Here is a 23437-nt window from a genome sequence, read left to right as displayed (position 1 = left end):
CCACTCGGGTGAGCGCTCGCCGGACAGTCGACGGTTGCCCTCCCACTAGGCTGCGGCCATGGACGGCGTCTGGGCCCACCCGTGGCTGCGGCTCTTCGACCGCCTGCTCGAGCGCCCCTTGCTCTCCCGCGCCGCCTTCGTCATGGGCATCTTCCTCGTCGGACAGATCCCCACCGCCGCGCTGAGCCTGTGGGCCGTCGACCGTTCCGACCAGATCGCGATGCGGCCCTTCACCGCGCTCGTCGTCGGCGGCACCGCGGTCGTCGCGCTCAGCGCACTGGCACTGAGCCTCGTGGCCCGCCGCGACCCCCACGGCCGCGGACCGCTGGCCCAGGGCGTGCTCCTGGTCTCGGCCAGCACCTACGCCTGCTTCGGCGTCGCGATCGCGCACCTGCTCGGCTTCTGGTCGTCACCGTTCGCCCTGTTCCCAGCCGTCGCCGTGCTCATCATCGGCATCCTGTTCGGCCGCCTCCACGGCTGGACCGCTCTCATCGTCTCCGTCAGCCTGGCAGCCACCCTCGAGGGCCTGCGCCTGCTGGGCTTCATCGGGTACGCGCCCGCGCTCGTCGTCCGGGAGGTCGACGGCGCCGGCGAGCTCACCCGCGTGATCGGCACCAGCGTGCCCCTGGTCGCGTTCACCGCCGTCGCGGTGAGCCTGGCGTTCGGGCTGCTGTCGCTCAGCGACCGTCAACGTCGCGACATCGCCCGCAGCCACGACGTCATCCGCCGCTACGTCCCCGCGCAGGTGGCCGACGCCGTGCTCGACGGCCAGGACCCGACCGCGCTGGCGCGACGCAAGCTCACCATCTTCTTCTCCGACGTCGTCGGGTTCACCGAGCTCACCGAACGCCTGGAGCCGGAGGAGCTCGCGCGCGTGCTGGACGACTACTTCTCGGAGATGACCCGCATCGCCGAGCACTACGACGGGACGATCGACGAGCTCATCGGCGACGCCGTCCTCATCTTCTTCGGCGCCCCCACCGCCACCGACGACCACGACCACGCACTGCGCGCGGTGCGCATGGCCGTGGACATGCAGGCCGCCGTCGTCGGGCTCAACCGTCGGTGGGAGTCCGACGGCATCGACGCCGCCCTGTCCGTCCGCGTGGGCATCAACACCGGCATCGTGATGGTCGGCAACGTCGGCTCCGGCGAGCGGCGCAAGTATGCAGCGCTGGGACGGGGAGTCAACCTCGCGGCCCGCCTGCAGAACCACTGCACCCCTGGCCGGGTGCTGCTCAGCCACGCCACCTGGCTGCTGGTGCGCGACGAGGTCGACTGCGCCGAGCGCGGCGAGGTCGAGCTCAAGGGCGTCGGGCGACCGACCCGGATCCACGAGGTCTTGCCCCCGGCGACCCTCTGAGGTCGCCGGTCGCCCTCAGAGGCTGATCCCGAACACCGCCCCGGCGATCGTCATCACGGCGGCCGTGATGGCGACGAGCGCGACGAGGTTGATCCAGATGCCGCCGCGCATCATGTCGCCGATCGAGACGTAGCCGGAGCCGAACGCGATGGCGTTCGGGGGCGTGGCCACCGGGAGCATGAAGGCGCAGGTCGCGGCCAGTGCCACGGGGATCGCGAGCAGCAGCGGGTCGATGCCGAGCCCGAGGGCGAGGCCACCGGCCAGCGGCAGGAAGGTCGCCGCGGTGGCGGTGTTGCTGGTGAGCTCGGTCAGCATCACCACACCGGCGGTGACGATGACCACCAGCAGCACCACGGGGATGCCGCCGAAGCCCTCGGCCTTCTCGCCGATCCACTCGGTCAGGCCGCTCTCGCTGAACTGGGCGCTCAGGGCCAGCCCGCCGCCGAACAACAGCAGCACACCCCACGGCAGCCGGGCCGCGTACTCCCAGTCCAGCAGGCGAATGCCTCGGCCGGTCCCGGCGGGCAGCAGGAACAGCAGCAGCGCGATCGCCATGGCGATGCCGGCGTCGGAGACGACCGGTTCGTCCTGGACGAGCGGGAAGGTCACCCAGCTGACCGCGGCAAGCAGGAAGATCGCCGCCACCATCTTCTCCGGGCGGGTCACGGGGCCGAGCTTGGCGACCTCGGCGTCCATCAGCTCCCGGCCGCCCGGCAGGTCGTCCATCTCGGCGGGGAACACCAGCCGGGTCAGGATGAACCAGCACGCCAGGAGCAGGACGACCGCCAGCGGAAGGCCGAGGAGCATCCACTGCCCGAAGCCGATCTGCACGTCGTGGGCGGTGCTCATGTAGCCCACGAGCAAGGTGTTCGGCGGCGTGCCGATGATGGTCCCGAGCGAGCCGATCGACGCCGCGTAGGCGATGCCGAGCATGAGCGCCGTGCCGAAGTTGGTACGCAGGGCCCGCGTGGTCTCCCCGGTCTTCGCCTCGTCCGCCGACGCGCCGTCCGGCTCGGCCTCGCCGGAGAGCCGGTTCACCAGCATCAGCACCGACAACCCGATCGGCAGCATCATGACGGCCGTCGCGGTGTTCGAGACCCACATGCTGAGGAACGCGGTGGCCAGCATGAACCCGCCGATGACCATGTGCGGCTTGGTGCCCATTGCGCGAACGGTGACGAGCGCGATGCGACGGTGCAGGTTCCAGCGCTGCATCGCCAGGGCGAGCATGAACCCACCCATGAACAGGAAGATGATGTTGTTGCCGTAGGAGGCGCCGACCTCGTCGACCGACACGTCCCCGAGCACCGGGAACGCCAGGAGGGGGATCAGCGCGGTGGCGGGGATCGGGATGGCCTCGGTCATCCACCACGTCGCCATGAGGATGGCGATGGCGGCGGTGAGGGCGCCGGCGTGGCCGAGGTCGTCGGGCAGCACGAGGTACAGCAGCACCGCCAGCACCGGCCCGGCGACGAGCCCGATCATCCGGCGCCGGAAGGTCCCCGGCGGGTCGGACGTGGCCTGCATCCCCTCGGAGGTCTCTCGTTCCTCGTCGGTCATGCGATCTGGCTGCGTCATGCCGTCCCCTCCGTCGGATGTGCGCCACATCATACGGTCGTGCCGGCGGGGTCCCGGAATCGTCGGCACCGGCGTAGCATCGGGCGCGACGTCCACCACCTCGCGACGTCGTCGACCGACCGGCCACCCGCACCGGTCCCACCCGCAGGAGTGCCACCATGAACCAGCCCGCACCGACGCCGTCCGGCGTCTTCGACCACGCCCACGAGCAGGTCGTCCACTGCCACGACGAGACCAGCGGCCTCAAGGCCATCATCGGCCTGTACTCGACCGCCCTCGGCCCGGGGCTCGGGGGCACGCGGTTCCATCCCTACGCCACGGAGGCGGAGGCACTCACCGACGTCCTCGCGCTGAGCCGAGGCATGGCCTACAAGAACGCGCTCGCCGGGCTCGACCTCGGCGGCGGCAAGGCCGTCATCATCGGCGACCCTCGACGCGACAAGTCCGAAGCTCTCCTGCGCGCCTACGGCCGGTTCGTCGAGAGCCTCGCGGGCCGCTACTACACCGCCTGCGACGTCGGCACCTTCAGCCCCGACATGGACGTCATCGCGCGCGAGACCTCCTACGTCACCGGTCGTACGGTCGAGCACGGCGGCGCCGGCGACTCGTCGGTGCTGACGGCGTTCGGCGTCTACCAGGGCATGCGTGCCAGCGCTGCCCACCTGTGGGGCTCCCCCGATCTCGCGGGCCGGCGGGTCGGCGTCGCCGGGGTCGGCAAGGTCGGCAAGCACCTCGTCGACCACCTCGTCGAGGAGGACGCGACGGTGGTCGTCACCGACGTCGACGCCACCGCCCTCGACGCCGTCACCTCGCGCCACCCCGGTGTGCGGGTCGTCGCCTCGACCGACGCGCTCGTCGACGAGACGCTCGACGTGTACGCGCCGTGCGCCCTGGGCAACGCTCTCACCGACGACGTCGTCGCGCGCCTGAGCGCCACGGTCGTCTGCGGTGGTGCCAACAACCAGCTCGCGCACGACGGCGTCGCCAAGCTCCTCACCGAGCGCGGCATCACCTACGCGCCCGACTACTGCGTCAACGCCGGAGGCGTCATCCAGGTCTCCGACGAGCTCGACCCGCGCGGCTTCGACTTCGAGCGCGCCAAGGCCCGCGCGACGGGCATCTTCGACTCCACGCTCGCGGTGCTCGAGCGCGCTGCCGCCGACGGGCTCACCACCGCCGAGGCCGCCGACCGGGAGACCGAGCAGCGGATCCGGACGATCGGCCGACTCGGCCAGGTGCACCTGCCGCGGCGCTGAGCGACCCCGCGCTCATCAGTCGACGACGTCGACCGGCACTGACAGCGCCTGCGTCAGGCGACGCAGGCGGACCCCGTCGACGCGACCGGCCACGAGGTCGGGGTCCGGGAGGAACCGCACGGACGTGCCGGTCGTGCCGTCCTGGTCCACCCGTCGGGTGGGTCCGGACGGCCGGCCGGCCGGCCTCGTACCGGCGCATCCACGCCCCCGTGGCACGACGGTTGACGTGCTCGAGCCAGGTGGAGACGGCGCACACCGTCGACAGTCCCGAGCGGGGCTCCCCGTCGACGAGGACGGGCGCGTCGTCCTGCTGGTGGAAGCGGAGGTCGGGCGTGGCCATGACCGGCTTGATGACGGCCTGGCCCGCCGCGTCGGGACGCGTGTCCGTTCCCCGACCGTCGTCGGTGACGCTGACCGACCCGTCGTCGTGCAGCTCGACCCAGACGTGGCGACCGGTGCCCTCGAGGGCCTCGTCGACCGCGTAGGCGAGCACCTCGAGCACGAGGTGGGTCGGGTCGACCGGCGCCCGGCCGGCGCGGTCGCGCACGGCCACCACGTGGGCCTCGTCGAGCACCGACGACCAGTCGTGCGTCGTCCGTAGACCGGGCAGACCCGGTTCGGCGGCGTCAGTGGCCACGGACGCGTCCGTCAACTGGCGGAGCGGTCCTCACTGAACTCCTCGGCGAGGTCGGCGTACTGATCCGGGATCGGATCGCCGGACTCGCCGTGCAGCTCACGCTGCAGGTCGTCGAAGTCCGGATCGAAAGTACGGTACTTGAGGTTGCGTGCAACCTTCGTCTGCTTCGCCTTAGCACGGCCGCGCCCCATGGGTCCGACCCCCTCGCACAAAAGTAGTCAGTATGTCGTGGGAGCAACCCTACCGAAGATCGCCCACCTTTTCGCAGCGGGGCGACACATCGCGGCGAGTCGAGCCTCACACCGATGTCCCGAGCACCCGCGTCAGCACCACGGAGTGGTCCGCGGCGTGCCACGTCACCGCCGGCGAACCGGCGTCGACGGCCACGTTCGCGGGGAGGTCGAGCCCGACGGCCGGGGCCGAGACCAGTGGGACGGTGTGCTGGGTGCCGTCCTCGGCCACGTAGCTCACCGAGCCCTCGATCCGACGACGGCCGACACCTTCGACCGTCGTGACGTGCAGCTCGCAGGTCACGGCGCGCCGCGGCGACTCCGCCAGCCTGGCGAAGGCGTCGTTCCACGCCAGGACGAGCCGACGGGTGGTCGTCAACCCTCGCTGGAACTGCGCGAGGCACACCTGGAGGATGATCAGGACCGCGCCGACCGCGAGGACCGCCGGGAACGGCAGGGGCACCTGCGGCAGCACGATGGCCAGGAGGGCGCTGGCCGCGATCGGCGCCGCCACCCAGCGCGGGTCGACGTCGCCGCCGCGCCGGGTCACGACGACGCAGAGCACCCCGGAGACCACCGCGGCGGCCACGGCACGGTCCCAGCCCTCACCGCCGATGGTGAGCGCCGTCGCGAGCACGCTCCACAGGAAGGTCCCCAGGGCCACGCCGATCGCCGCGGACCGACGTCGGACCGACCACGGCACGGGGCGGAGCGTGTGCTCCTCGCCGAGGTCGGACGGACTCGGCGGTCGGTCCAGCTCGGTCCCGTCCTCGACGACGCCCGTCATGGACTGCACCACGGGTGGGGCGTCAGCCATGACTTCCGGTGAGGGTGACGCTGCCTCCAGGACCGTGGACGCCTGCATCGGCGACGTCGCCGGCGACCCAGGCGTCGATGCCGTGCTCGCGAAGGAGTCGGACGGCGGCATCGGCGTCGTCGGGCGCCACGAGGGCCACCATGCCGACGCCGATGTTGAGCGCCTCCTCCAGCTGCGCCTGTGCGACGTCGCCGACGTCGGCCACGACGTCGAAGACCGCCGGGCGGGTCCAGCTGGACCGGTCGACGCGCACGGAGACCGACTCCGGGACGACGCGCGCGAGGTTCGCGGCCAGGCCACCACCGGTGACGTGCGACATCGCGTGGACGTCGAGCCGCTCGGCCAGGGCCAGGCAGGGCAACGTGTACAAGCGCGTGGGGGTCAGGAGCGTCTCGCCGAGGCGGCCCCCGAGCTCGGGCACCTCCCGGTCCAGGCTCCAGCCGGGACCGCCCTGGTCGGCCGGGCGCAGCAGGACGTGGCGGACCAGCGAGTAGCCGTTGGAGTGCAGCCCCGAGGAGGCCATCGCGATCACGGCGTCGCCGGGCAGCACGAGGTCGGCGCCGAGCAGGCGGTCGGCCTCGACGACGCCGGTGGTCGAGCCGGCGACGTCGTACTCGTCGGGGTCGAGCAGGCCGGGGTGCTCGGCCGTCTCCCCACCCAGCAGGGCCGTTCCCGCCTCGGCGCACGCCGCGGCGATCCCCTTGACGATGCCGGCGATCCGCTCGGGGACCACCTGCCCGCAGGCGATGTAGTCGGTGAGGAAGAGCGGTTCGGCGCCGCAGACCACGAGGTCGTCGACGAGCATCCCGACGAGGTCGTAGCCGATCGTGTCGTGCACGTCCATGGCCTGCGCGATGGCGACCTTCGTGCCGACACCGTCCGCGGAGGTGGCGAGCAGGGGCCGCTCGAAGCGCTTGAGCGCGGAGGCGTCGAACAGCCCGGCGAAGCCGCCGATGCCCCCGACGACCTCGGGGCGACGGGCCTTCTCGACCCACTCCTTCATGAGCTCGACGGCACGGTCGCCGGCCTCGATCGAGACGCCCGCCGCGGCGTAGGAGGCGCCACCCGCGGTCGTCACTGGATCACCTTCAGCGGCGTCGCGTCGGTCTCCAGGAGGTGCTTGCCGAGAAGGTCGTCCTCCGGCAGTGCCACCGGGTAGATGCCGTCGAAGCAGGCCCGGCAGAGCCGGTCCTTCGGGACGCCGGTCGCCTCGACCAGCTCGTCGAGCTCGACGTAGGCGAGAGAGTCGGCGCCGATGGACCGACAAATCTCCTCCACGCCGATGCCGTTGGCGATCAGCTCGGCACGGGACGCGAAGTCGATGCCGTAGAAGCACGGCCACTTCACCGGCGGGCTGGAGATGCGCACGTGCACCTCGGCAGCACCGAACTCGCGCAGCATCCGCACCAGGGCGCGCTGGGTGTTGCCGCGCACGATGGAGTCGTCGACGACGACGAGGCGCTTGCCCGCGATGACGTCGCGCAGCGGGTTGAGCTTGAGCCTGATGCCCAGCTGGCGGATGGTCTGCGAGGGCTGGATGAAGGTGCGACCGACGTAGGAGTTCTTGACCAGGCCGTGCCCGAACGGGATGCCGGACTCCTCGGCGTAGCCGATCGCCGCCGGCGTGCCCGACTCCGGGACCGGGATGACCAGATCGGCTTCGACCGGATTCTCGCGCGCGAGGCGTCGGCCGATCTCGGCGCGCACCGAGAACACGCGCTGGTCCGAGATCGTGGTGTCGGGCCGGGCGAGGTAGACGTACTCGAAGATGCAGCCCTTGGGCGCGGCCTCGGCGAAGCGCTCGGTGCGCAGTCCGTTGGCGTCGACGGCGATGAACTCCCCGGGCTCCACCTCCCGCACGAGGGAGGCGCCGACGATGTCGAGCGCGGCGGTCTCGCTGGCCACGACCCACCCGCGGTCGAGCCGTCCGAGCACGAGCGGGCGGATCCCCTGCGGGTCGCGCGCGGCGTAGAGCGTCGTCTCGTCCATGAAGACGAGCGAGAACGCACCGCGCAGCCGCGGCAGGATCTCCAGCGCGGCCTCCTCGACCGAGCGGTCCGGGTACGACGACAGCAGGCTCGCCATGACCCCGGTGTCGGACGTGGCCGTCTCGCCCTTGGCACCGGGCCCGGCCGTGTCCTCGGTGCGTCGGCGCAGCAGCTCGACGAGCTCGGAGGTGTTGGTCAGGTTGCCGTTGTGACCGAGTGCGACGGACCCGTCGTTCGTGGGTCGGAAGGTCGGTTGGGCGTTCTGCCACACGCTCGCGCCGGTGGTGCTGTAGCGGGCGTGGCCGATCGCGACCTCTCCGCGCAGGGACTCCAGCGTCGCCTCGTCGAAGACCTGCGACACGAGACCCATGTCCTTGTACACGAGGATCTGCCGGCCGTTGCTCACCGCGATGCCCGCGGACTCCTGCCCGCGGTGCTGCAGGGCGTAGAGCCCGTAGTACGTGAGCTTGGCGACCTCCTCACCCGGCGCCCACACCCCGAAGACGCCGCACGCGTCCTGGGGTCCGACGTCCTGAGGATCGATGTCGTGGGTCAGTCGACCGTCTCCGCGAGGCACGTCCTCAGTGTAGGGGCTCCGCCAGGACCACCCGACACGTCGATGAGCACCGGACGGTTCCCGATGCCGAGCGGGCCGCCGTCGACACGCCTACGGTGGTCGGCATGGACGGAGACACCCTCAGCGTCGAACGCACCATCGCCGCCCCGCCGGAGCGGATCTTCGCGCTGCTGGCCGACGCAGGCAAGCACGCGAGCTTCGACGGCAGCGGCACCGTCAAGGGCACCCGTGAGCCGAGCCAGCCGCTCCAGCGTGGCTCGGTCTTCGGCATGTCGATGAAGATGGGCGCACCGTACTCGACCAAGAACACCGTGGTGGAGTTCGAGCAGGACCGCCGCATCGCGTGGAGGACGACCGGGCTGTTCGGGCTCGTCGGGGGACGGACCTGGCGCTACGAGCTCGAGCCCGTCGCCGGCGGCACCCTCGTCCGCGAGACGTGGGACCTCTCGCAGGACAAGCAGGCGATGCTCCTCAAGCGCACGAAGATGCCGGCGGCGACCAAGAAGAACATGCGTCGCACGCTCGACCGGCTCGCGGAGGCCGTCGGGGGCTGACGGCCCACCACCTACCCTGGAGTGACCCACCTCCGAGGAGCTCATCGCCTTCGCCAGGGAGAAGCTCGCCGGCTACAAGGTCCCCCGCTCGATCGACGTCGTGGAGATGCTCCCACGCAACCTGTCGGGCACGATCCTCAAGCGCGAGCTGCGCAAGCCCTACTGGGCGGACCGACGCCAGGTCTGAGACGGCGCGAAGCCTGCGGTTCGAGGCAAGAAAGCGCGGCCCCGACCCTCCAGGGGTGTGGGTCGAGGCCGCTGCGAATCAGCATACAGATCCCCCCAAGGGGTCACCGGGCAACCAGACCGGTCCTCGCGATGACCGCGGCCCGGGCCCCCGAGCGGCGAGCTCCTGGCGCCACGTGTCGGATGGCGGGGGTCAGGCGAGGGGGAGGTGGGGCGAGAGGTCGGAGCGTTCGCCGGAGGCGTGGACGCGCGGGGCGGCGTCGGACCAGGAGAGGGTGCCGCGGGCGAGGGCGATCCACGTCTCGGCGTCGGTCTCGACCACGGCCGGCGGGGTGCCACGGGTGTGCGTGGCTCCCTCGATGCACTGCGCGGCCGCGAACGGCGGCACCCGCACCTCGACGCTGCGTCCGGGCGCCTTGTCCACGAGCGCGGACAGGAAGTGCTTGGTCAACGGCTTGAGGACCTCGCGCGAGGTGTCGCCCTCGTCGAGCCGGTCGAGCAGGCCCTGCACCACCTCGGGGGTGAGTGCCGTCATCGCTCGTGCCATCAGGGCACCGGGTGCTCGCTGTCGATGCCGACGGTGTGACCCAGCACGCCCGGGAGGGTCGCGGACCACGCGGCACGGATCTCGGCGATCGGCAGGCGGAACTGCCCGGCGACCTCGACCGCGTCCCCGCCGGTGCGGCCGATCGAGGCGACCTCGACCCCGTGCTCCTCCGCCAGGGACACGAACGCCCCGTGGTGCTCGGGCGCGACACTCACCACGGCCCGCGCAGCGGACTCGCTGAACAGGGTCACGAACGGGTCGTCGTCGAGCTCGACGTGCACGCCGACGCCGTTGCGGATCGAGGCCTCGGTCAGCGCCACCGCGAGGCCACCGTCGGAGAGGTCGTGGGCGCTGGAGACGAGCCCGTCGGCGACCGCCGCGCGCATGAGCCCCGCGAGCGCCTGCTCGGCGGCGAGGTCGACGGCCGGTGGCAGACCGCCCAGGTGGCCGTGCACGACGTGCGCCCACGACGAGCCGGACAGCTCCTCGCGCGTCTCGCCCAGCAGCAGCACGTGCTCGCCCTCGGCAGCGAAGCCCTGACGGACCCGGCGCCGGACGTCGTCGACGACACCGAGCACGCCGACGACGGGCGTGGGCAGGATCGGGACGTCGCCGGTCTGGTTGTAGAACGACACGTTGCCGCCGGTCACCGGGATGCCGAGCACCTCGCAGGCGTCCTTGAGCCCGTGCGTGGCCTGCTCGAACTGCCACATGACGTCGGGGTTCTCGGGGGAGCCGAAGTTCAGGCAGTCGGTGACGGCCAGCGGCAGCGCTCCCCCCACCGCGACGTTGCGGTAGGACTCGGCGAGCGCGAGCTGCGCACCGGCGTACGGGTCGAGCTTGGCGAAGCGGCCGTTGCAGTCCGTGGAGACGGCGACCCCGAGGTGGGAGTCCTCGTCGACGCGCACGACGCCGGAGTCCTCCGGCTGCGCGAGCACCGTGTTGCCGCGGACGTAGCGGTCGTACTGGTCGGTGACCCACGACGTGTCGGCCAGGTTGGGCGAGGCCATCAGCCGCAGGAGTGTGTCGCCGAGCTCGTCACCGCTGCTCGGGCGGGGCAGGTCCTCGGCGCGGTCGGCCTGCAGCGCGTCCTGCCAGTCCGGGCGGGCGTAGGGGCGCTGGTAGGTGGGGCCGTCGTGGGCGACCGAGCGGGGCGGCACGTCGACGACGGTCTCGCCGTGCCAGTCGATGACGAGCCGGCCGGAGTCGGTCACCTCGCCGACGACGACCGCCTCGACGTCCCACTTGTCACAGATCGCCATGAACGCGTCGAGGTGCTCGGGCTCGACGACGGCCATCATGCGCTCCTGGCTCTCGCTCATGAGGATCTCCTCCGGCGAGAGCGTCGAGTCGCGCAGCGGGACGGTGTCGAGCTCGACGTGCATGCCGCCGTCGCCGGCCGACGCGAGCTCGCTGGTGGCGCACGACAGCCCGGCGCCGCCGAGGTCCTGGATGCCGTTGACGACCTTGGCCGCGAACAGCTCGAGGGTGCACTCGATGAGCAGCTTCTCCATGAACGGGTCGCCGACCTGCACGCTCGGGCGCTTGGCCGGGCCGTCCTCGCTGAACGTCTCCGACGCGAGCACCGACACGCCCCCGATGCCGTCACCACCGGTGCGGGCGCCGTAGAGCACGACCTTGTTGCCGACGCCCGACGCGTGCGCGAGGTGCAGGTCCTCGTGGCGCAGCACGCCGACGCACAGGGCATTGACGAGCGGGTTGCCGAGGTAGGTCTCGTCGAAGACCACCTCGCCGCCGATGTTCGGCAGACCGAGGCAGTTGCCGTACCCGCCGACGCCCGCGACGATGCCCGGCAGCACCCGCTTGGTGTCCTCGGCCTCCAGCGGGCCGAAGCGCAGCGGGTCCATCACGGCGACCGGACGGGCACCCATCGCGAGGATGTCGCGGACGATGCCGCCGACGCCGGTCGCCGCACCCTGGTACGGCTCGACGTAGCTGGGGTGGTTGTGCGACTCCACCTTGAAGGTGACGGCGTAGCCCTGGCCGATGTCGATGACGCCGGCGTTCTCGCCGATGCCGGCGAGGGTCTTGCCGAGCGGTGTCTCCTGGGCGAGCTCGCCGAACTTCTTGAGGTGCACCTTGGAGGACTTGTAGGAGCAGTGCTCGCTCCACATGACCGAGTACATGGCCAGCTCCGCGCCGGTGGGGCGTCGGCCGAGGATCTCGCGGATCCGCTCGTACTCCTCGGCGCGCAGCCCGAGCTCGGCCCACGGGAGCTCGCGCTCCGGCGTGGCCGTGGCGTGGGAGACGGTGTCCAGGGTGGGCTTCGCGGGAGCGTCGGTCACGACGCGATCCTAACGGCGCGGGTCAGCGCCACACGCCCCGCAGGTACTGCGGTGGCACGCGGACAGCGTCGGGCTCGCCCAGCTCGTGCGCGGCGCGCTGCGGCCACGACGGCTCGCGCAGCGCCGCGCGGGCCAGCATGACGACGTCGGCGTCGCCGGACTCGACGATCTGCGCCGCCTGCTCGGGCTCGGTGATGAGCCCGACCGCGCTGACCGCGACGTCGACCGTCTCGCGCACCTGCGCGGCGAACGGCACCTGGTAGCCGGGCCCGACCGTGATGCGCTGTTCCGGCACCGCACCCGCGGACGAGACGTCGACGAGGTCGACCCCGCGCTCGACGACCAGCGCGGCGAGGCGCGTCGTCTGCTCGACGTCCCACCCGCCGTCGGCCCAGTCGGTGGCGGAGAAGCGGATGAGCACGGGCTTGTCCTCGGGCAGGGCGGCGCGCACGGCGTCGACCACCTCCAGCACGACGCGGGTCCGGTTCTCGAAGGCGCCGCCGTACTCGTCGTCGCGGTCGTTGACGAGCGGTGAGAGGAACTGGTGCAGCAGGTAGCCGTGCGCGGCGTGGATCTCGACAGCGTCGAAGCCCGCGTCGTGGGCCCGGCGCGTGGCGGCGGCGAACTCGCCGGCCACGGCACGCACCTCCTCGGTCGTCATGCGTCGGGGCGCGGCGAGTCCCTCGTAGGCGCGGTCGGTGGGGGCGACGGTGACCCAGCCGCCGTCGGACTGCGGCACCGATCCGAACTCCTCGGCGAACGGTGCCCACGTCGCGGCCTTGCGGCCCGCGTGCGCCAGCTGGACCGCGATCGGGACGTCCTGGTCGTGCACGACGTCGACGACGCGACGCCACGCAGCGGCCTGGTCGTCGTTCCACAGGCCGACGTCCTGCGGGCTGATCCGTCCCTCCGGCACGACCGCGGCCGCCTCGGTGACGATCAGTCCGAACCCACCCGCTGCTCGGGCGCCGAGGTGCGCGAGGTGCCAGTCGGTGGGGACGCCGTCCTGCGCCTCGCAGCTGTACTGGCACATCGGCGCGAGCCAGATGCGGTGGGGTGCGGTGAGGCCGCGCAGGGTCAGGGGCTCGAGCAGGGTGGGCACGTCCGGTCGCAACGACCGGGCGGGACGGGATGTTCCCGCGCACGGCGGTTCAGGGGAGCGCGTGCCTCAGCAGGAAGTCGCGTTCGGGGTCGCGACCACCCTGCGGGTCGGCCACGGGCCGCGCGTCGTGCTCGGCGACGGTGTCCTCGAGCGCGACACCCTCCGGCAGCGCACCGAAGCGCCGCCGCCCGGCCTCGCGGGCCCGGGCGACAGCCCCCTCGACGGCGTCGTCGACAGCACCCTCGACGTCCTCGGCGACGGCCTCCTCGACGTCGTCAGCCCTTCGAGCCACCGGCCACCTCCGCGAGCGGCACGTCGGGGTCGACCAGCCGCTCGCGCTCCACGGTACGACCCACGAGGGCACGGATGTCGTCGTTGACGTCCCAGACGTTGACGTTCATGCCGGCGGTGACGCGGTCGCCGTCGAGCCAGAACGCGATGAACTCGCCGGAGGCCTGGTCGCCGCGCACGACGGTCTCGTCGTCGCCGCTGCCGTGACCGACGTACTCCATGCCGAGGTCGTACTGGTCGGTGAAGAAGAACGGCAACCAGTCGTAGGCGGCGTCCTCGCCCAGCAGCACCTTCGCGGCGAGCTCGCCCTGACGGGAGGCGTTGTCCCAGTGCTCGACGCGCAGCGCCGTGCCGAGCGTGGGGTTGAAGGACCGGGCGACGTCGCCGATCGCGAGGACGTCGGGATCGCTGGTGACGAGGTGCTCGTCGGTCATGACGCCGTCGTCGACGAGGATGCCGGCCGCCTCCGCGAGCTCCGTGGCGGGCGCAGCGCCCACGGCCACGACGACGAGGTCGGTCTCGAGGACGTCGCCACCGATCGTGACCGCGAAGGGCCCGTCCCCGGTCACGGCGCCGACGCTGACGCCCGTGCGCAGGTCGACGTCGTGGCCGCGGTGCAGCCGGGCGAAGTGCTCTCCCATGTCGCGGCCGAGCGCCTTCTCCAGCGGCACGTCGGAGTGCTCGAGGACGGTGGTGCGCAGGCCGGCGGCCCGTGCTGCCGCGGCGGCCTCCAGTCCGATCCAGCCGGCCCCGACGATGACGACGGACTCGGCGTCCTCGAACGCCGAGCGCATGGCCTCGGCGTCCTCGACGCGGCGCAGACGCAGAGCGTGGTCGGCGCCGGGCAGGTCGAGGGAGCGGGGCGTGGCGCCGGTGGCGAGGACGAGCTTGTCGTACGTCAGCGCCTCGCCTCCTTCGAGGTGCACGCGGTGCTCGGCGGTGTCGATGCGCTCGGCGCGGGCTCCGGTGACGAGGCGGACGTCGTTCTCCTCGTACCAGGCGGCGTCCTGCACGAGCGCGTCCTCCAGGCTCGACTCCCCCTGCAGCAGGTCCTTCGAGAGCGGCGGGCGCTCGTAGGGGGCGTGCGGCTCCTCGCCGACCACGGTGATGCTGCCGTCGTGACCCTTCTCGCGGAGGGTCGCTGCGGTCTTGGCGGCGGCCAGGCCGGCCCCGATGATGACGATGTCCATACCGACGATCCTGAGGCCGCGGCGCGGGTCGGCAAGTCGGCCGCGGGTCCACCGGCCGATCGGGGAGGGTCAGTCGAGCGGCACGTCGCCGGGTGGACGCTCGGTGCCGGCGGTGAGCCCGCGGCGACGGCTCCCCGGGAACCGGTTGGCGAGGCTGCCGAGCGGCTCGACCGCGCCGCTGAGGACGGCGACGGCGTTGTTGAGGTTCGGGATCGCGTTCCCGAGGGCCTCCAGGCGCGGCACGATCGCGTCGAACGTGTGCCCGAGGTGGACGAGCTGCTCCAGGGTGCCGCCAGGACCGAGGAGGGTCTCGAGGATGCCCTCCTCCTCGAGCAACTGCTCCAGGAGGCCCCCGGGCTCGAGGACGTGCTCGAGGGCGCCGTCCTCGGCGAGCAGCCGGTCGAGGGTGCCGCCGGGCTCGAGGATCCGCTCCAGGGGTCCGCCCTCGGCGGTGAGTCGCTCGAGGGGTCCGTTGGGCGCGAGCAGCCGGTCGAGCGCGCCGCCGGGCGCGAGGAAGCGGTAGAGCGGACCGTCCTCCGCCAGCGCACGGTCGAGCGGTCCGTCGGCCTCCAGGAGACGTACGAAGGGTCCGTCCTCCGACGCCATCCGGTCCACGAGCCCGTCGCGGGCGAGCGCCCGCCCGATGGGGCGGTCCTCGGCCGTGATGTCGGCGATCAGGTTGCCGAGCGCGACGACGCCGCGCTCGTCGGCGAGCAGCCTCGCGAGCTGCTCGAGGAGCCCGTCCTCGCCGATGAGGACGGCCACGCGGTCGGCGTACCCGCCCTGGCGGAGCAGGGGCCCGTCGGGCGAGGCGAGCTGTCCGAGGGCGAGGGTCGTGCGGGTGGCGGCCACCGTCACCCGGACCGGGAGGGTGGCGAGCCCGACGAGGTTCATGGGCACAGACTAGGACCGTGACATCGACGGTGTCACGTATCGCCCGCCGCGACCCGTCCCTCCGGCGGAGATCTGGTTTCGACACACCACCACCAAGGACTGGCCGACCCTCGGTGGTCTGGGGGCGCCCCCTGCACGGAGTGCTTGGGGGCGTGGTGGGGACCGCGACGAAGGAGCAGGTCCCCGCGCATCGAGACCACACCCCGAGTCCGAGGACCGTCCTCAGGCCCGCACGTAGCGCGCGCGTCGGGCGGCGCGGCGCAAGGTGGCGAGGATCGCCGGGCCGAGGACCACGATCGCGACGGTGTTCGTGATCGCTCGGCCGGCGTCCCACCCCGCGGTGGACGTGAGCAGCGTGTAGACGGCGAAGGACTGCAGGTTCTCCAGGACCGGGGCGCCCGGGACGTAGGCGAGTGACGTCGACGCGTGCCCCGGGACCTCGATGCCGAGCGTGAAGGGCCACGACCAGAGGTTCATGAGCGCGCCGAACAGGTACGCGGCCACGATGCCCCACGTGGCCAGCATGACGATCTCAGCCCTCCCCGAGACCCGACGCGGCAGGAGCCCCGCGATCATCCCGATCCAGGCCGCGCACAGCATCTGGAACGGGAGCCACGGCCCGACGGCACCGGTCAGCAGCGCCGAGGCGAACATGGAGGTGCACCCGAGCACGAAGCCGAACCCGGGCCCGAAGACCCGACCCGCGAGGATCAGCAGGAAGAACACCAGCTCGAGCCCGGCGACCCCCGCACCCACCGACCGCAGGGCGCCGTTGACCGCCGTCAGGACCCCCAGCATCGCGAGGGCCTTGGCGTCCATCCCGCCCTCGGACAGCTCGGCGACGACGACGAGGATCACCAGCGGCAGGAGCAGGAGGAAGACGAACGGCGGGTCGACCCTGTCCGCACCCTGCGCCGGTACCAGCACAAGCGGCCACGCGAACATCAGCAGCCCGACCGTGCTCGCGAGCGCCATGGTCACCGCGGAGCGGGCCCCGACGCGCACCGCGGTCGAGGCGGGCCTCGCGGACGAGGTCGTCGTCGGGCTCACGCGAGGGCCGCCTGGACCTCGTCGACCGTGAGCCACCCGTCGCCCAGGATCTTCCACACCTGCGGGGCGAAGGCCGGGGACTCCGGCAGCACCTGCTCGGGCGTCCCGGCGGACACCACCTCGCCCTGCGCCATGACCATGACGGTGTCCGCGACCTGCGCGACGAACTCGACGTCGTGGGTGGCGACGAGCACGCCGTGGCCGTCGTCGGCGAGGTCGCGCAGGATGCGTCGCAGCTCGACCTTGGCGCCGTAGTCGAGACCCCGGGTCGGTTCGTCCAGGGCGATGACGTGCGGACGAGCGGTGAGCACGATGGCGAGCACGAGCGAGAGGCGCTGACCCTCGGAGAGGTCACGGGGGTGGTGGGCGTCGGCGATGCCGGGGGCGAGCCGGTCGAGCAGGGTCCGGCAGGTGCCCGGTACGGCGTCGGCCTGCTGGTCGGCGGCCGCGCACTCCAGCGCGACGGTCTCGAGGTAGAGCAGGTCACCCGCGGTCTGCGGCACCAGGCCGACGAGGGTCCGTGCTCGATCCGCCTTGACGGTCGCCGGGTCCTCGCCGCGCACGTCGAGCGACCCGGCCCGACGCTTCCCGGCACCCTGCAGGGCCCACAACAGCGAGGACTTCCCCGCACCGTTGCGGCCCATGACCGTCACGATCTCGCCTCGCCGCACGCGCACCGACACGTCGCGGACCGCGACGAGGTCGCCGTGGGCGACGGTCACACCCCGGGCGACGAGCTGGTCCTCGCCCGCGATCGTGACGGCGCGGGACCGACGGTCCGAGAGTCGCTCCCGCAGGGCGTCACGCCGACGTCGCGCCGCCCGCACCGACAGCGGCAGCGGGTCCCACCCCGCCAAGCGGCCCAGCTCGATCACCGGCGGCGCCACGCTCGACGTGCGCAGCAGCTCGGCCGGCTCACCGGCCCGGACGCGGGTGTCGTCGACGAGCACGAGACGGTCGGCGAACGGGATGACGCGCTCCATCCGGTGCTCGGCCACGACGACGGTGAGCCCGAGGTCGTCGACGAGGCGCGCGAGGGTCGCCAGGACGTCCTCGGCAGCGGTGGGGTCGAGCGCCGACGTGGGCTCGTCGAGCACGAGGACCCGGGGGTGCATGGTCAGCACCGAACCGATGGCGACGCGCTGCTGCTGACCGCCGGAGAGCGTGCGCAGCGCTCGGTCGCGAAGGTCCTCGATGCCGAGGAGGTCGAGCGTCTCCTCGACGCGGCGCCGCATCGTGCCGGGATCGATGCCCAGCTGCTCCATCCCGTAGGCGAGCTCCTCCTCCACGGTGTCGGTGACGAAACCGGCGAGCGGGTCCTGCGGCACGTGACCGACGACGTGCGCGAGGTCGCGCGGTGCGACGCCGACGATCGAGGAGCCGTCGACGAGGACGTCGCCGGCCAGCTCGCCGCCGCTGAAGCGCGGGACGAGACCGTTGAGGAGCCTCAGGAGGGTGCTCTTGCCGGTTCCGGTGCGACCGGCGACCAGCACGAGCTCGCCCTCCTCCAGACGTAAGTCGACGTCGCGCAGCACCGGGTGGTCCGCGTCGTCGTAGCCGAAGGTGACGTCCCTGAGCTCGATCACGTCGCCACCTCCTGCGGCGTCCGTGAGGCGGGCGCGGCCGCAGGTGGTTCCGGGATCAGCGCGGCCGGCAGCAGCCCCAGCAGGACGATGGCGACCGCCAGCGGCGTGACCGTCGGGAAGGCACCGAGCGGAGGGTTCGCCACGAGGGGCTGCCACACGGGCAGCTGCACCGCCAGGACCGCGGCGCCGAGGCCGCTCGCGATGGCCACCAGCTCGCCGCGCGCCCACGGGTCCGGGCGGTAGCGGACGCGTTGGACCCGGCGACCCGCGGCGGCCAGCCCGGCGACCGAGAGCACGGTCCCGGTCACGAGCATCGGGACGGCGAGCACCCGCGGTGCGGAGGAGTCCAGGAATGCGTAGACGCCGACGGCGAGCCCCACGAGACCACCGAGCAGCAGCGAACCGGTCACGGCGCGCTGCCGCGGTGTCGCCGTGCCGCTGCGGCCGTAGCCACGTGCGTCCATCCCGGCGGCCAGCGTCATGGAGCGCTCGAGGGCGTCCTCCAGCACCGGGACGACGACGCGTCGCAGGGCACCCACCCCACGACCGGCGTCCCCGCGCAGTCGACGGGCCCGGCGCACCCGACGCAGGCTGTCGGCGAGCTGGGGGAAGACCGACAGGGCCACGACGACGGCGGTGCCGACCTCGTAGAGGGCCGGTGGGAGCGAGGCGAGCAGGCGCTTGGGGTTGGCCAGGGCGTTGGCGGCACCCACGCACACCACGATGGTGGCCAGCCGCATCCCGTCGTAGAGGCCGGCGAGCACCGACTCCAGGGCGACGGGGCCGAGCAGCCGCACCCCGCGGGCGACGTCCGGCAGCGGCACCTCGGGGAGCACGACCAGGACCGTGCCGCCGCTGTCACCACCGAGCATCACCCGCAGCAGGACCCGCACGACGACGATGAACAGCGCGAACCACAGGTAGAGGCGGAAGCTCAGTGCCCACGGGGCGTCGGTCCGGCGCGCCACCACCACGATGCTCACCACGAGGACGACGAGCACGAGCATCCAGGGGTTCGTCACGACACTGGCCGTCGCCGCCAGGCCCAGCGCCCACACCCACCACGCGACGGGGTGGAGGGTCCGTGACGCGTCGGCCCGGCGGCCGAGGCCGTTGAGCGAAGCCCGCGTCATGATGGTCCTCATCTCGCTGCAGCAGGAGGACCGTGGTCCACCTGCGGTCCGCGACAGCGTGGAGTGGGTGTCCCCGGGCAGGTGGTCCGGCTCGCCGCAGGACGGCTCACGGTTGCGGGTCAGCGCCGGACTCGCACCGGCTTCCCCCGCGTCGGGGAACTGTGGAAGGGGCCGGGTACGACCGGCCCGCCCACGGTATCAGCGGGCGCGAGGAGATCAGCTGGGACGACGACGCAGGACGACCGCGAGCACGGCGCCGAGCACCACGACCGCGCCGACGCCCAGGGCGATCGCCCCCCACGGCAGTCCGTCCGACGGACTCTGCGGACGACCCGCCTCGTCGACCGGCTGGGCCTGCTCGGTCGCCTCGGCCGGGGACAGCGCGGGCTGACGCTCGTCGGGCCCTTCCTGGAAGGCGAGCGCGACGACGTCACCACCGGCGACCGGCTGGGAGTCGACGGCCTCCTGCGCGAAGCCCCAGGCGTCGTCGGCGCCGATCCAGGCGCCCCAGTAGGCGTCGGCAGCGGGCATGGAGCGGCAGGTCTCGCGGCTCTCGCTCGGGAACCCGTCGACGCGACACACGACCGACGAGCCGAACTCCGCCGTGCCCTCGACGACGAAGCCCGCGTCCTCGACGGCGCTGAGCATCGTGCCGTCCTGCGGCACGGGGACGCAGCGGGCCTCGACGTCGCCACCCAGCATCTCGGCGTCGACGACGACCACCACGTCATCGGGACCGCACGCGAGGTCGTCGTCGGCGGCGACGGCGGGCCCGGCCAGTCCGGTGAGGGCCAGCAGGGCGGTGGCGGCGAGGGCGCGGGGCGTACGCATGCGCCAGACCGTAGCAATCTGCCGACGTCCGATCCCTGCGGGGCGGGCGCCGACGGCGCGGTGTGACCCTCGTCGAACGCCGCGCGAGGCCCTGGGGCCACGAGTATCGTTGGGCCATGAGTCTCTCCGACGAAGTCCGCATCGCCCTCGACGGCAAGTGGCGGCACGTGCGCGAGCAGTCGCGGGTCGAGCTGGCCGAGCTGGACCTCGCCTTCGACCACGACCTCGGTCTCGACGACGCCCGGGAGCGCACCTTCCGTCAGCTCAAGGAGCTCGTCCCCACGGGCGTCCCGGCAGCCGGCTTCAAGACCGAGCACGGCGGCGGTGGTGATCCCGGCATGGCGGTCACCGGCATCGAGATGCTGGCCCAGTTCGACATGTCGCTCATGGTCAAGGCCGGCGTGCAGTGGGGCCTGTTCGGCGGCGCCATCGAGAACCTCGGCACCGAGCGCCACCACGCGCTCATCCCGCAGATCATCGACCTCGACCTCGTCGGTTGCTACGCCATGACCGAGACCGGTCACGGCAGCAACGTCCAGGCCCTGGAGACGACGGCGACGTTCGACCCGTCGACCGGTGAGTTCGTCATCGAGACGCCGACCAGGAGTGCCCGCAAGGACTACATCGGCAACGCCGCCAAGCACGCGAGCGTCGCCACGGTGTTCGCGCAGCTGATCACCCGCGGCGAGAGCCACGGCGTGCACTGCTTCCTCGTCCCGATCCGCGACGAGCACGGCCAGCCGCTGCCGGGGGTCATCATCTCCGACAACGGCCACAAGGGCGGCCTGCGCGGCGTCGACAACGGTCGCCTGGAATTCCACGGCGTCCGCATCCCGCGCGAGAACCTGCTCAACCGCTACGGCAACGTCGACGAGGGCGGCGCCTACTCCTCCCCCATCGAGAACACGAACCGTCGCTTCTTCACGATGCTCGGCACGCTCATCCGCGGCCGCGTCAGCGTCGGCGGGTCGGCTCTCGCGGCCTCGGAGGTGGCGCTCAGCATCGCCGGCCGGTACGCGCTGAAGCGTCGTCAGTTCGGCCCCGACGACACCCCCGAGGTGCTGCTGGCCGACTACCGCATGCACCAGCGTCGCCTGCTGCCGCTCATCGCCAAGGGCTACGCGTACCGCTTCGCGCAGAACCAGCAGGTGGCGCGCATGCACAGGCTGCAGAGCAACGCCGAGCCCGACGCCGGGCAGCAGCGCGAGCTCGAGGGTCGCGCCGCGGGCCTCAAGGCGATGATGACGTGGCACGCGTCGCGAGCCATCCAGGAGTCCCGCGAGATGTGCGGCGGCGCCGGCTACCTCGCCGAGAACCGCATCGCGCTGCTGCGCGACGACGTCGACGTCTTCACGACGTTCGAGGGCGACAACCACGTCCTGCTGCAGCTCGTGGCCAAGGAGATGCTCACCGCGTACGCGCAGGAGGTCGGCGGGCTCGACCCGGTCGGCATGGTGCGCTTCGCGGCCAGCACGGTCACCGACATCGTCCGCGAGCGGACGGCGGCCTCGCAGCTGATCCAACGCCTCATCGACGCCCGCCCCGGCGGCGACGAGCACGACCTGCTCGACCGCGGCACCCAGCTGGAGCTGTTCGAGGACCGCGAGCAGCACGTCATCGAGACCGCCGCCCGACGTCTGCAGCGCGCCGCGAGCGCCGACGCGGACGAGGCGTTCCGGATCTTCAACAACGCGCAGGACCACGTCATCCGCGCCGGCCGGGTCCACATCGAGCGGATCGTGCTGGAGGCGTTCACCGCCGGCATCGCCCGCTGCGAGGACGAGGAGGCCGCCGACCTCCTGCGCGACGTCTGCAGCCTGTACGCGCTGACGACGATCGAGGACGACCTCGCCTGGTTCATGGGTCACAACCGGCTCTCGGACCAGCGCGCGAAGGTCATCACCGCGGAGATCAACACCCTGCTCGACAAGCTGCGTCCGCACCTGCTGACGCTCATCGAGGGGTTCGGCATCCCCGAGCACACCCTCGACGCCGAGATCCTCAGGGACTGATCGGGTGCGACTGACGGCACTGTCCGCGGTCCTGGGCGCCGGCATCGTGCTCGGCGCCTGCGGTCCGGCACCGGACCGGGTCAACCCCGAGCGCGACCGCCTCGCGGCCGACGACGTCGCCCGGACGGTGCTGGTCGAGACCGGCGCCGTCCTCGGCGTCCCCCGCGAGGAGCGAAGTGCCCTCGCCGACGCGCGCCGGTGCCCGGACCGGCACCTCGCGCGGCACCACGTGGAGGCGGACTTCGAGCAGCCCGTCGTCGACGTCGAGTCCACCGCGACCGAGCTGCAGGAGCGCCTCGGCGAAGCGGGCCTGGACCCGCAGCGCACGGACGAGGACGGTGCCGTCGCGCTGACCGGCGAGCAGGACCGCGTCACCTGGTCGGTGAACCTCGCCCCCGACGCTCAGGACCTGCTGGTGCAGAGCGTCTGCCTCGACGTCGGCCGCGTCCAGGCGGTCGAGATCAGCTTCGCCGAGAGGTACCGGGTCCGCCCCGACGAGCCGTCCCCGGAGCGGTGATCAGGGCCCGTCTCGACACGATGCGGCGCGCCGGCGCTCCCACGATCAGGACGATCCGAGAGCACCCTCTACTCGAGTAGTTGCAGTGCGTCGCGGCGGGTGACCCGATCCATGGTGCGTGCGTCGTACGGATCGGTCTTGGATCAGCGACGTCGGCGTTGCTGACGCCTCTGGAAGGCGAAGGCCCGCCGCAAGAAGGCAAAGACGACGCCAAGGAACAAGAGAGTGGAGACCACGGCCAGGCAGGTACCCAACCATGCTGGCGACGCGTACCGCACCGAGAGGCTCAACGCCTGCAGAAGGGCCCAGGCGGCAAGCAGGGAGGCCGGCACAGCGACCCATGGGCTGAGCGGCCGTCTCTGCATGGCAGGAGAGTGGAGGAACAGGCGCGGCTCATCTGGAATCCCGCCGCTCTCGGCGACCTGCGGTGGTCATCTTGAACAACACCGTCCGCGCCGGACGTCGCTGTCCAATGCTCTCGGAGGACTGTCAGTGGTCGCACGTATGTTTGATTCATGGACATCGAGTCGGCTCCCGGCACCGCGTCGCTGGACGCGTTGGCGCGGGCGCAGGCGATGTCGGAGGCAGCTGCGCTCGCGGGGATGGTGCGGTACCGGGACATCGAGCAGGCGAGGATCGACGCTGATCCCTCTCCCATCAAGCGCCTGCTGGAGCGGGGGATGATCTCGCTGGAGATCGGGCAGGCCATGGGTCTGTCGGAGCAGCAGGTCAACGCCCGTCTGGCGATGGCGGATCGGATGATCGAACGGGCACCTGGCTGTTGGGCGGCGT

The 23437-nt window shown here is 72.2% G+C and carries 22 protein-coding genes, 1 pseudogene and 1 riboswitch; of the genes and pseudogenes, 7 read left to right on the top strand and 16 right to left on the bottom strand.

Going from position 1 to position 23437, the window contains the following annotated elements; genetic code table 11:
* Positions 1-58: 58 nt before the first annotated feature.
* The gene (locus tag ABD213_RS13845; RefSeq protein ID WP_344329788.1) at positions 59-1363 is read left to right on the top strand and encodes an adenylate/guanylate cyclase domain-containing protein; all 1305 of its coding nucleotides are present in this window, start codon (positions 59-61) and stop codon (positions 1361-1363) included.
* Positions 1364-1378: 15 nt separating this feature from the next.
* On the opposite strand, the gene ABD213_RS13840 is transcribed toward ABD213_RS13845, so the two are convergent.
* The gene (locus ABD213_RS13840; RefSeq protein ID WP_344329787.1) at positions 1379-2941 is read right to left on the bottom strand and encodes an SLC13 family permease; all 1563 of its coding nucleotides are present in this window, start codon (positions 2939-2941) and stop codon (positions 1379-1381) included.
* A 158-nt stretch (positions 2942-3099) separates the two neighbouring features.
* Here ABD213_RS13840 and ABD213_RS13835 point away from each other — a divergent pair, with 158 nt between their 5' ends.
* Positions 3100-4197 carry a Glu/Leu/Phe/Val dehydrogenase dimerization domain-containing protein gene (locus ABD213_RS13835; RefSeq protein WP_344329783.1) on the top strand — a complete coding sequence of 366 codons (1098 nt, stop codon included), beginning with the start codon at positions 3100-3102 and terminating at the stop codon, positions 4195-4197.
* A 15-nt stretch (positions 4198-4212) separates the two neighbouring features.
* Here ABD213_RS13835 and ABD213_RS13830 read toward each other — a convergent pair whose 3' ends face one another.
* The gene (locus tag ABD213_RS13830; protein WP_344329780.1) at positions 4213-4347 is read right to left on the bottom strand and encodes a hypothetical protein; all 135 of its coding nucleotides are present in this window, start codon (positions 4345-4347) and stop codon (positions 4213-4215) included.
* A 76-nt stretch (positions 4348-4423) separates the two neighbouring features.
* On the opposite strand from ABD213_RS13830, the gene ABD213_RS13825 reads away from it, so the two are divergent.
* Positions 4424-4798, top strand: coding sequence for a hypothetical protein (locus ABD213_RS13825; protein WP_344329777.1), 375 nt, complete (start codon positions 4424-4426; stop codon positions 4796-4798).
* Positions 4799-4845: 47 nt separating this feature from the next.
* On the opposite strand, the gene ABD213_RS13820 is transcribed toward ABD213_RS13825, so the two are convergent.
* The 4 genes from ABD213_RS13820 to purF form a co-directional block, all read right to left on the bottom strand.
* Positions 4846-5025: a DUF3073 domain-containing protein gene (locus ABD213_RS13820; protein ID WP_344329773.1), complete on the bottom strand. Its 180-nt coding sequence runs from the start codon at positions 5023-5025 to the stop codon at positions 4846-4848.
* A 106-nt stretch (positions 5026-5131) separates the two neighbouring features.
* Complete coding sequence (locus ABD213_RS13815) at positions 5132-5881, bottom strand: hypothetical protein (RefSeq protein ID WP_344329771.1); 750 nt, start codon at positions 5879-5881, stop codon at positions 5132-5134.
* Positions 5874-6959 carry a phosphoribosylformylglycinamidine cyclo-ligase gene (purM, locus tag ABD213_RS13810; protein WP_344329770.1) on the bottom strand — a complete coding sequence of 362 codons (1086 nt, stop codon included), beginning with the start codon at positions 6957-6959 and terminating at the stop codon, positions 5874-5876. Before purM ends, ABD213_RS13815 begins: the two co-directional genes overlap by 8 nt.
* A complete protein-coding gene (gene purF / locus ABD213_RS13805) occupies positions 6956-8446 on the bottom strand; it encodes an amidophosphoribosyltransferase (protein ID WP_344329768.1) in 1491 nt (496 codons plus the stop codon). The genes purM and purF overlap by 4 nt, the downstream gene beginning before the upstream one ends.
* Before the next feature lie 104 nt (positions 8447-8550).
* Here purF and ABD213_RS13800 point away from each other — a divergent pair, with 104 nt between their 5' ends.
* On the top strand, positions 8551-9000 hold the full coding sequence (locus tag ABD213_RS13800) for an SRPBCC family protein (protein ID WP_344329766.1): 450 nt from the start codon (positions 8551-8553) through the stop codon (positions 8998-9000).
* A 379-nt stretch (positions 9001-9379) separates the two neighbouring features.
* Here the strand turns inward: ABD213_RS13800 and ABD213_RS13795 are convergent, their stop codons facing one another.
* The 10 genes from ABD213_RS13795 to ABD213_RS13750 all read right to left on the bottom strand — a co-directional run bounded on the left by ABD213_RS13795 (position 9380) and on the right by ABD213_RS13750 (position 20116).
* The gene (locus ABD213_RS13795) at positions 9380-9733 is read right to left on the bottom strand and encodes a sterol carrier family protein (RefSeq protein WP_344329765.1); all 354 of its coding nucleotides are present in this window, start codon (positions 9731-9733) and stop codon (positions 9380-9382) included.
* Positions 9733-12039: a phosphoribosylformylglycinamidine synthase subunit PurL gene (gene purL / locus ABD213_RS13790; protein WP_344329763.1), complete on the bottom strand. Its 2307-nt coding sequence runs from the start codon at positions 12037-12039 to the stop codon at positions 9733-9735. Before purL ends, ABD213_RS13795 begins: the two co-directional genes overlap by 1 nt.
* Positions 12040-12061: 22 nt before the next feature.
* Complete coding sequence (locus tag ABD213_RS13785) at positions 12062-13141, bottom strand: NADH:flavin oxidoreductase/NADH oxidase (RefSeq protein ID WP_344329762.1); 1080 nt, start codon at positions 13139-13141, stop codon at positions 12062-12064.
* Positions 13142-13190: 49 nt separating this feature from the next.
* The gene (locus ABD213_RS13780) at positions 13191-13433 is read right to left on the bottom strand and encodes a hypothetical protein (RefSeq protein WP_344329760.1); all 243 of its coding nucleotides are present in this window, start codon (positions 13431-13433) and stop codon (positions 13191-13193) included.
* Positions 13417-14622 (bottom strand): NAD(P)/FAD-dependent oxidoreductase, encoded by a 1206-nt coding sequence (locus ABD213_RS13775; RefSeq protein ID WP_344329758.1) that lies wholly within the window; start codon positions 14620-14622, stop codon positions 13417-13419. Before ABD213_RS13775 ends, ABD213_RS13780 begins: the two co-directional genes overlap by 17 nt.
* A gap of 69 nt (positions 14623-14691) precedes the next feature.
* Positions 14692-15516, bottom strand: coding sequence for a hypothetical protein (locus ABD213_RS13770; RefSeq protein WP_344329756.1), 825 nt, complete (start codon positions 15514-15516; stop codon positions 14692-14694).
* 222 nt (positions 15517-15738) lie between these two features.
* Positions 15739-16491 (bottom strand): ECF transporter S component, encoded by a 753-nt coding sequence (locus ABD213_RS13765; protein ID WP_344329931.1) that lies wholly within the window; start codon positions 16489-16491, stop codon positions 15739-15741.
* 71 nt (positions 16492-16562) lie between these two features.
* Positions 16563-18152, bottom strand: coding sequence for an ABC transporter ATP-binding protein (locus ABD213_RS13760; protein WP_344329754.1), 1590 nt, complete (start codon positions 18150-18152; stop codon positions 16563-16565).
* On the bottom strand, positions 18149-19285 hold the full coding sequence (locus ABD213_RS13755; RefSeq protein ID WP_344329751.1) for a CbiQ family ECF transporter T component: 1137 nt from the start codon (positions 19283-19285) through the stop codon (positions 18149-18151). Before ABD213_RS13755 ends, ABD213_RS13760 begins: the two co-directional genes overlap by 4 nt.
* A gap of 80 nt (positions 19286-19365) precedes the next feature.
* A riboswitch (cobalamin riboswitch) is annotated at positions 19366-19431 on the bottom strand.
* 70 nt (positions 19432-19501) lie between these two features.
* On the bottom strand, positions 19502-20116 hold the full coding sequence (locus tag ABD213_RS13750; protein ID WP_344329749.1) for a hypothetical protein: 615 nt from the start codon (positions 20114-20116) through the stop codon (positions 19502-19504).
* A gap of 116 nt (positions 20117-20232) precedes the next feature.
* Here ABD213_RS13750 and ABD213_RS13745 point away from each other — a divergent pair, with 116 nt between their 5' ends.
* From ABD213_RS13745 to ABD213_RS13735, 3 genes and pseudogenes are all read left to right on the top strand, one after another.
* Positions 20233-22128: an acyl-CoA dehydrogenase family protein gene (locus ABD213_RS13745; protein WP_344329747.1), complete on the top strand. Its 1896-nt coding sequence runs from the start codon at positions 20233-20235 to the stop codon at positions 22126-22128.
* A gap of 4 nt (positions 22129-22132) precedes the next feature.
* Entirely contained in the window at positions 22133-22645 is a 513-nt protein-coding gene (locus tag ABD213_RS13740; protein ID WP_344329746.1) for a hypothetical protein, read from the top strand.
* 515 nt (positions 22646-23160) lie between these two features.
* A pseudogene (locus ABD213_RS13735) lies at positions 23161-23437 on the top strand (HNH endonuclease signature motif containing protein); the annotation flags it as partial.

The sequence above is a fragment of the Aeromicrobium halocynthiae genome (genome assembly GCF_039531385.1).
Classification (GTDB): domain Bacteria; phylum Actinomycetota; class Actinomycetes; order Propionibacteriales; family Nocardioidaceae; genus Aeromicrobium; species Aeromicrobium halocynthiae.
The sequence above is the reverse complement of the archived record's forward strand: the minus strand, read 5'-3'. Positions and strand labels throughout refer to the sequence as shown.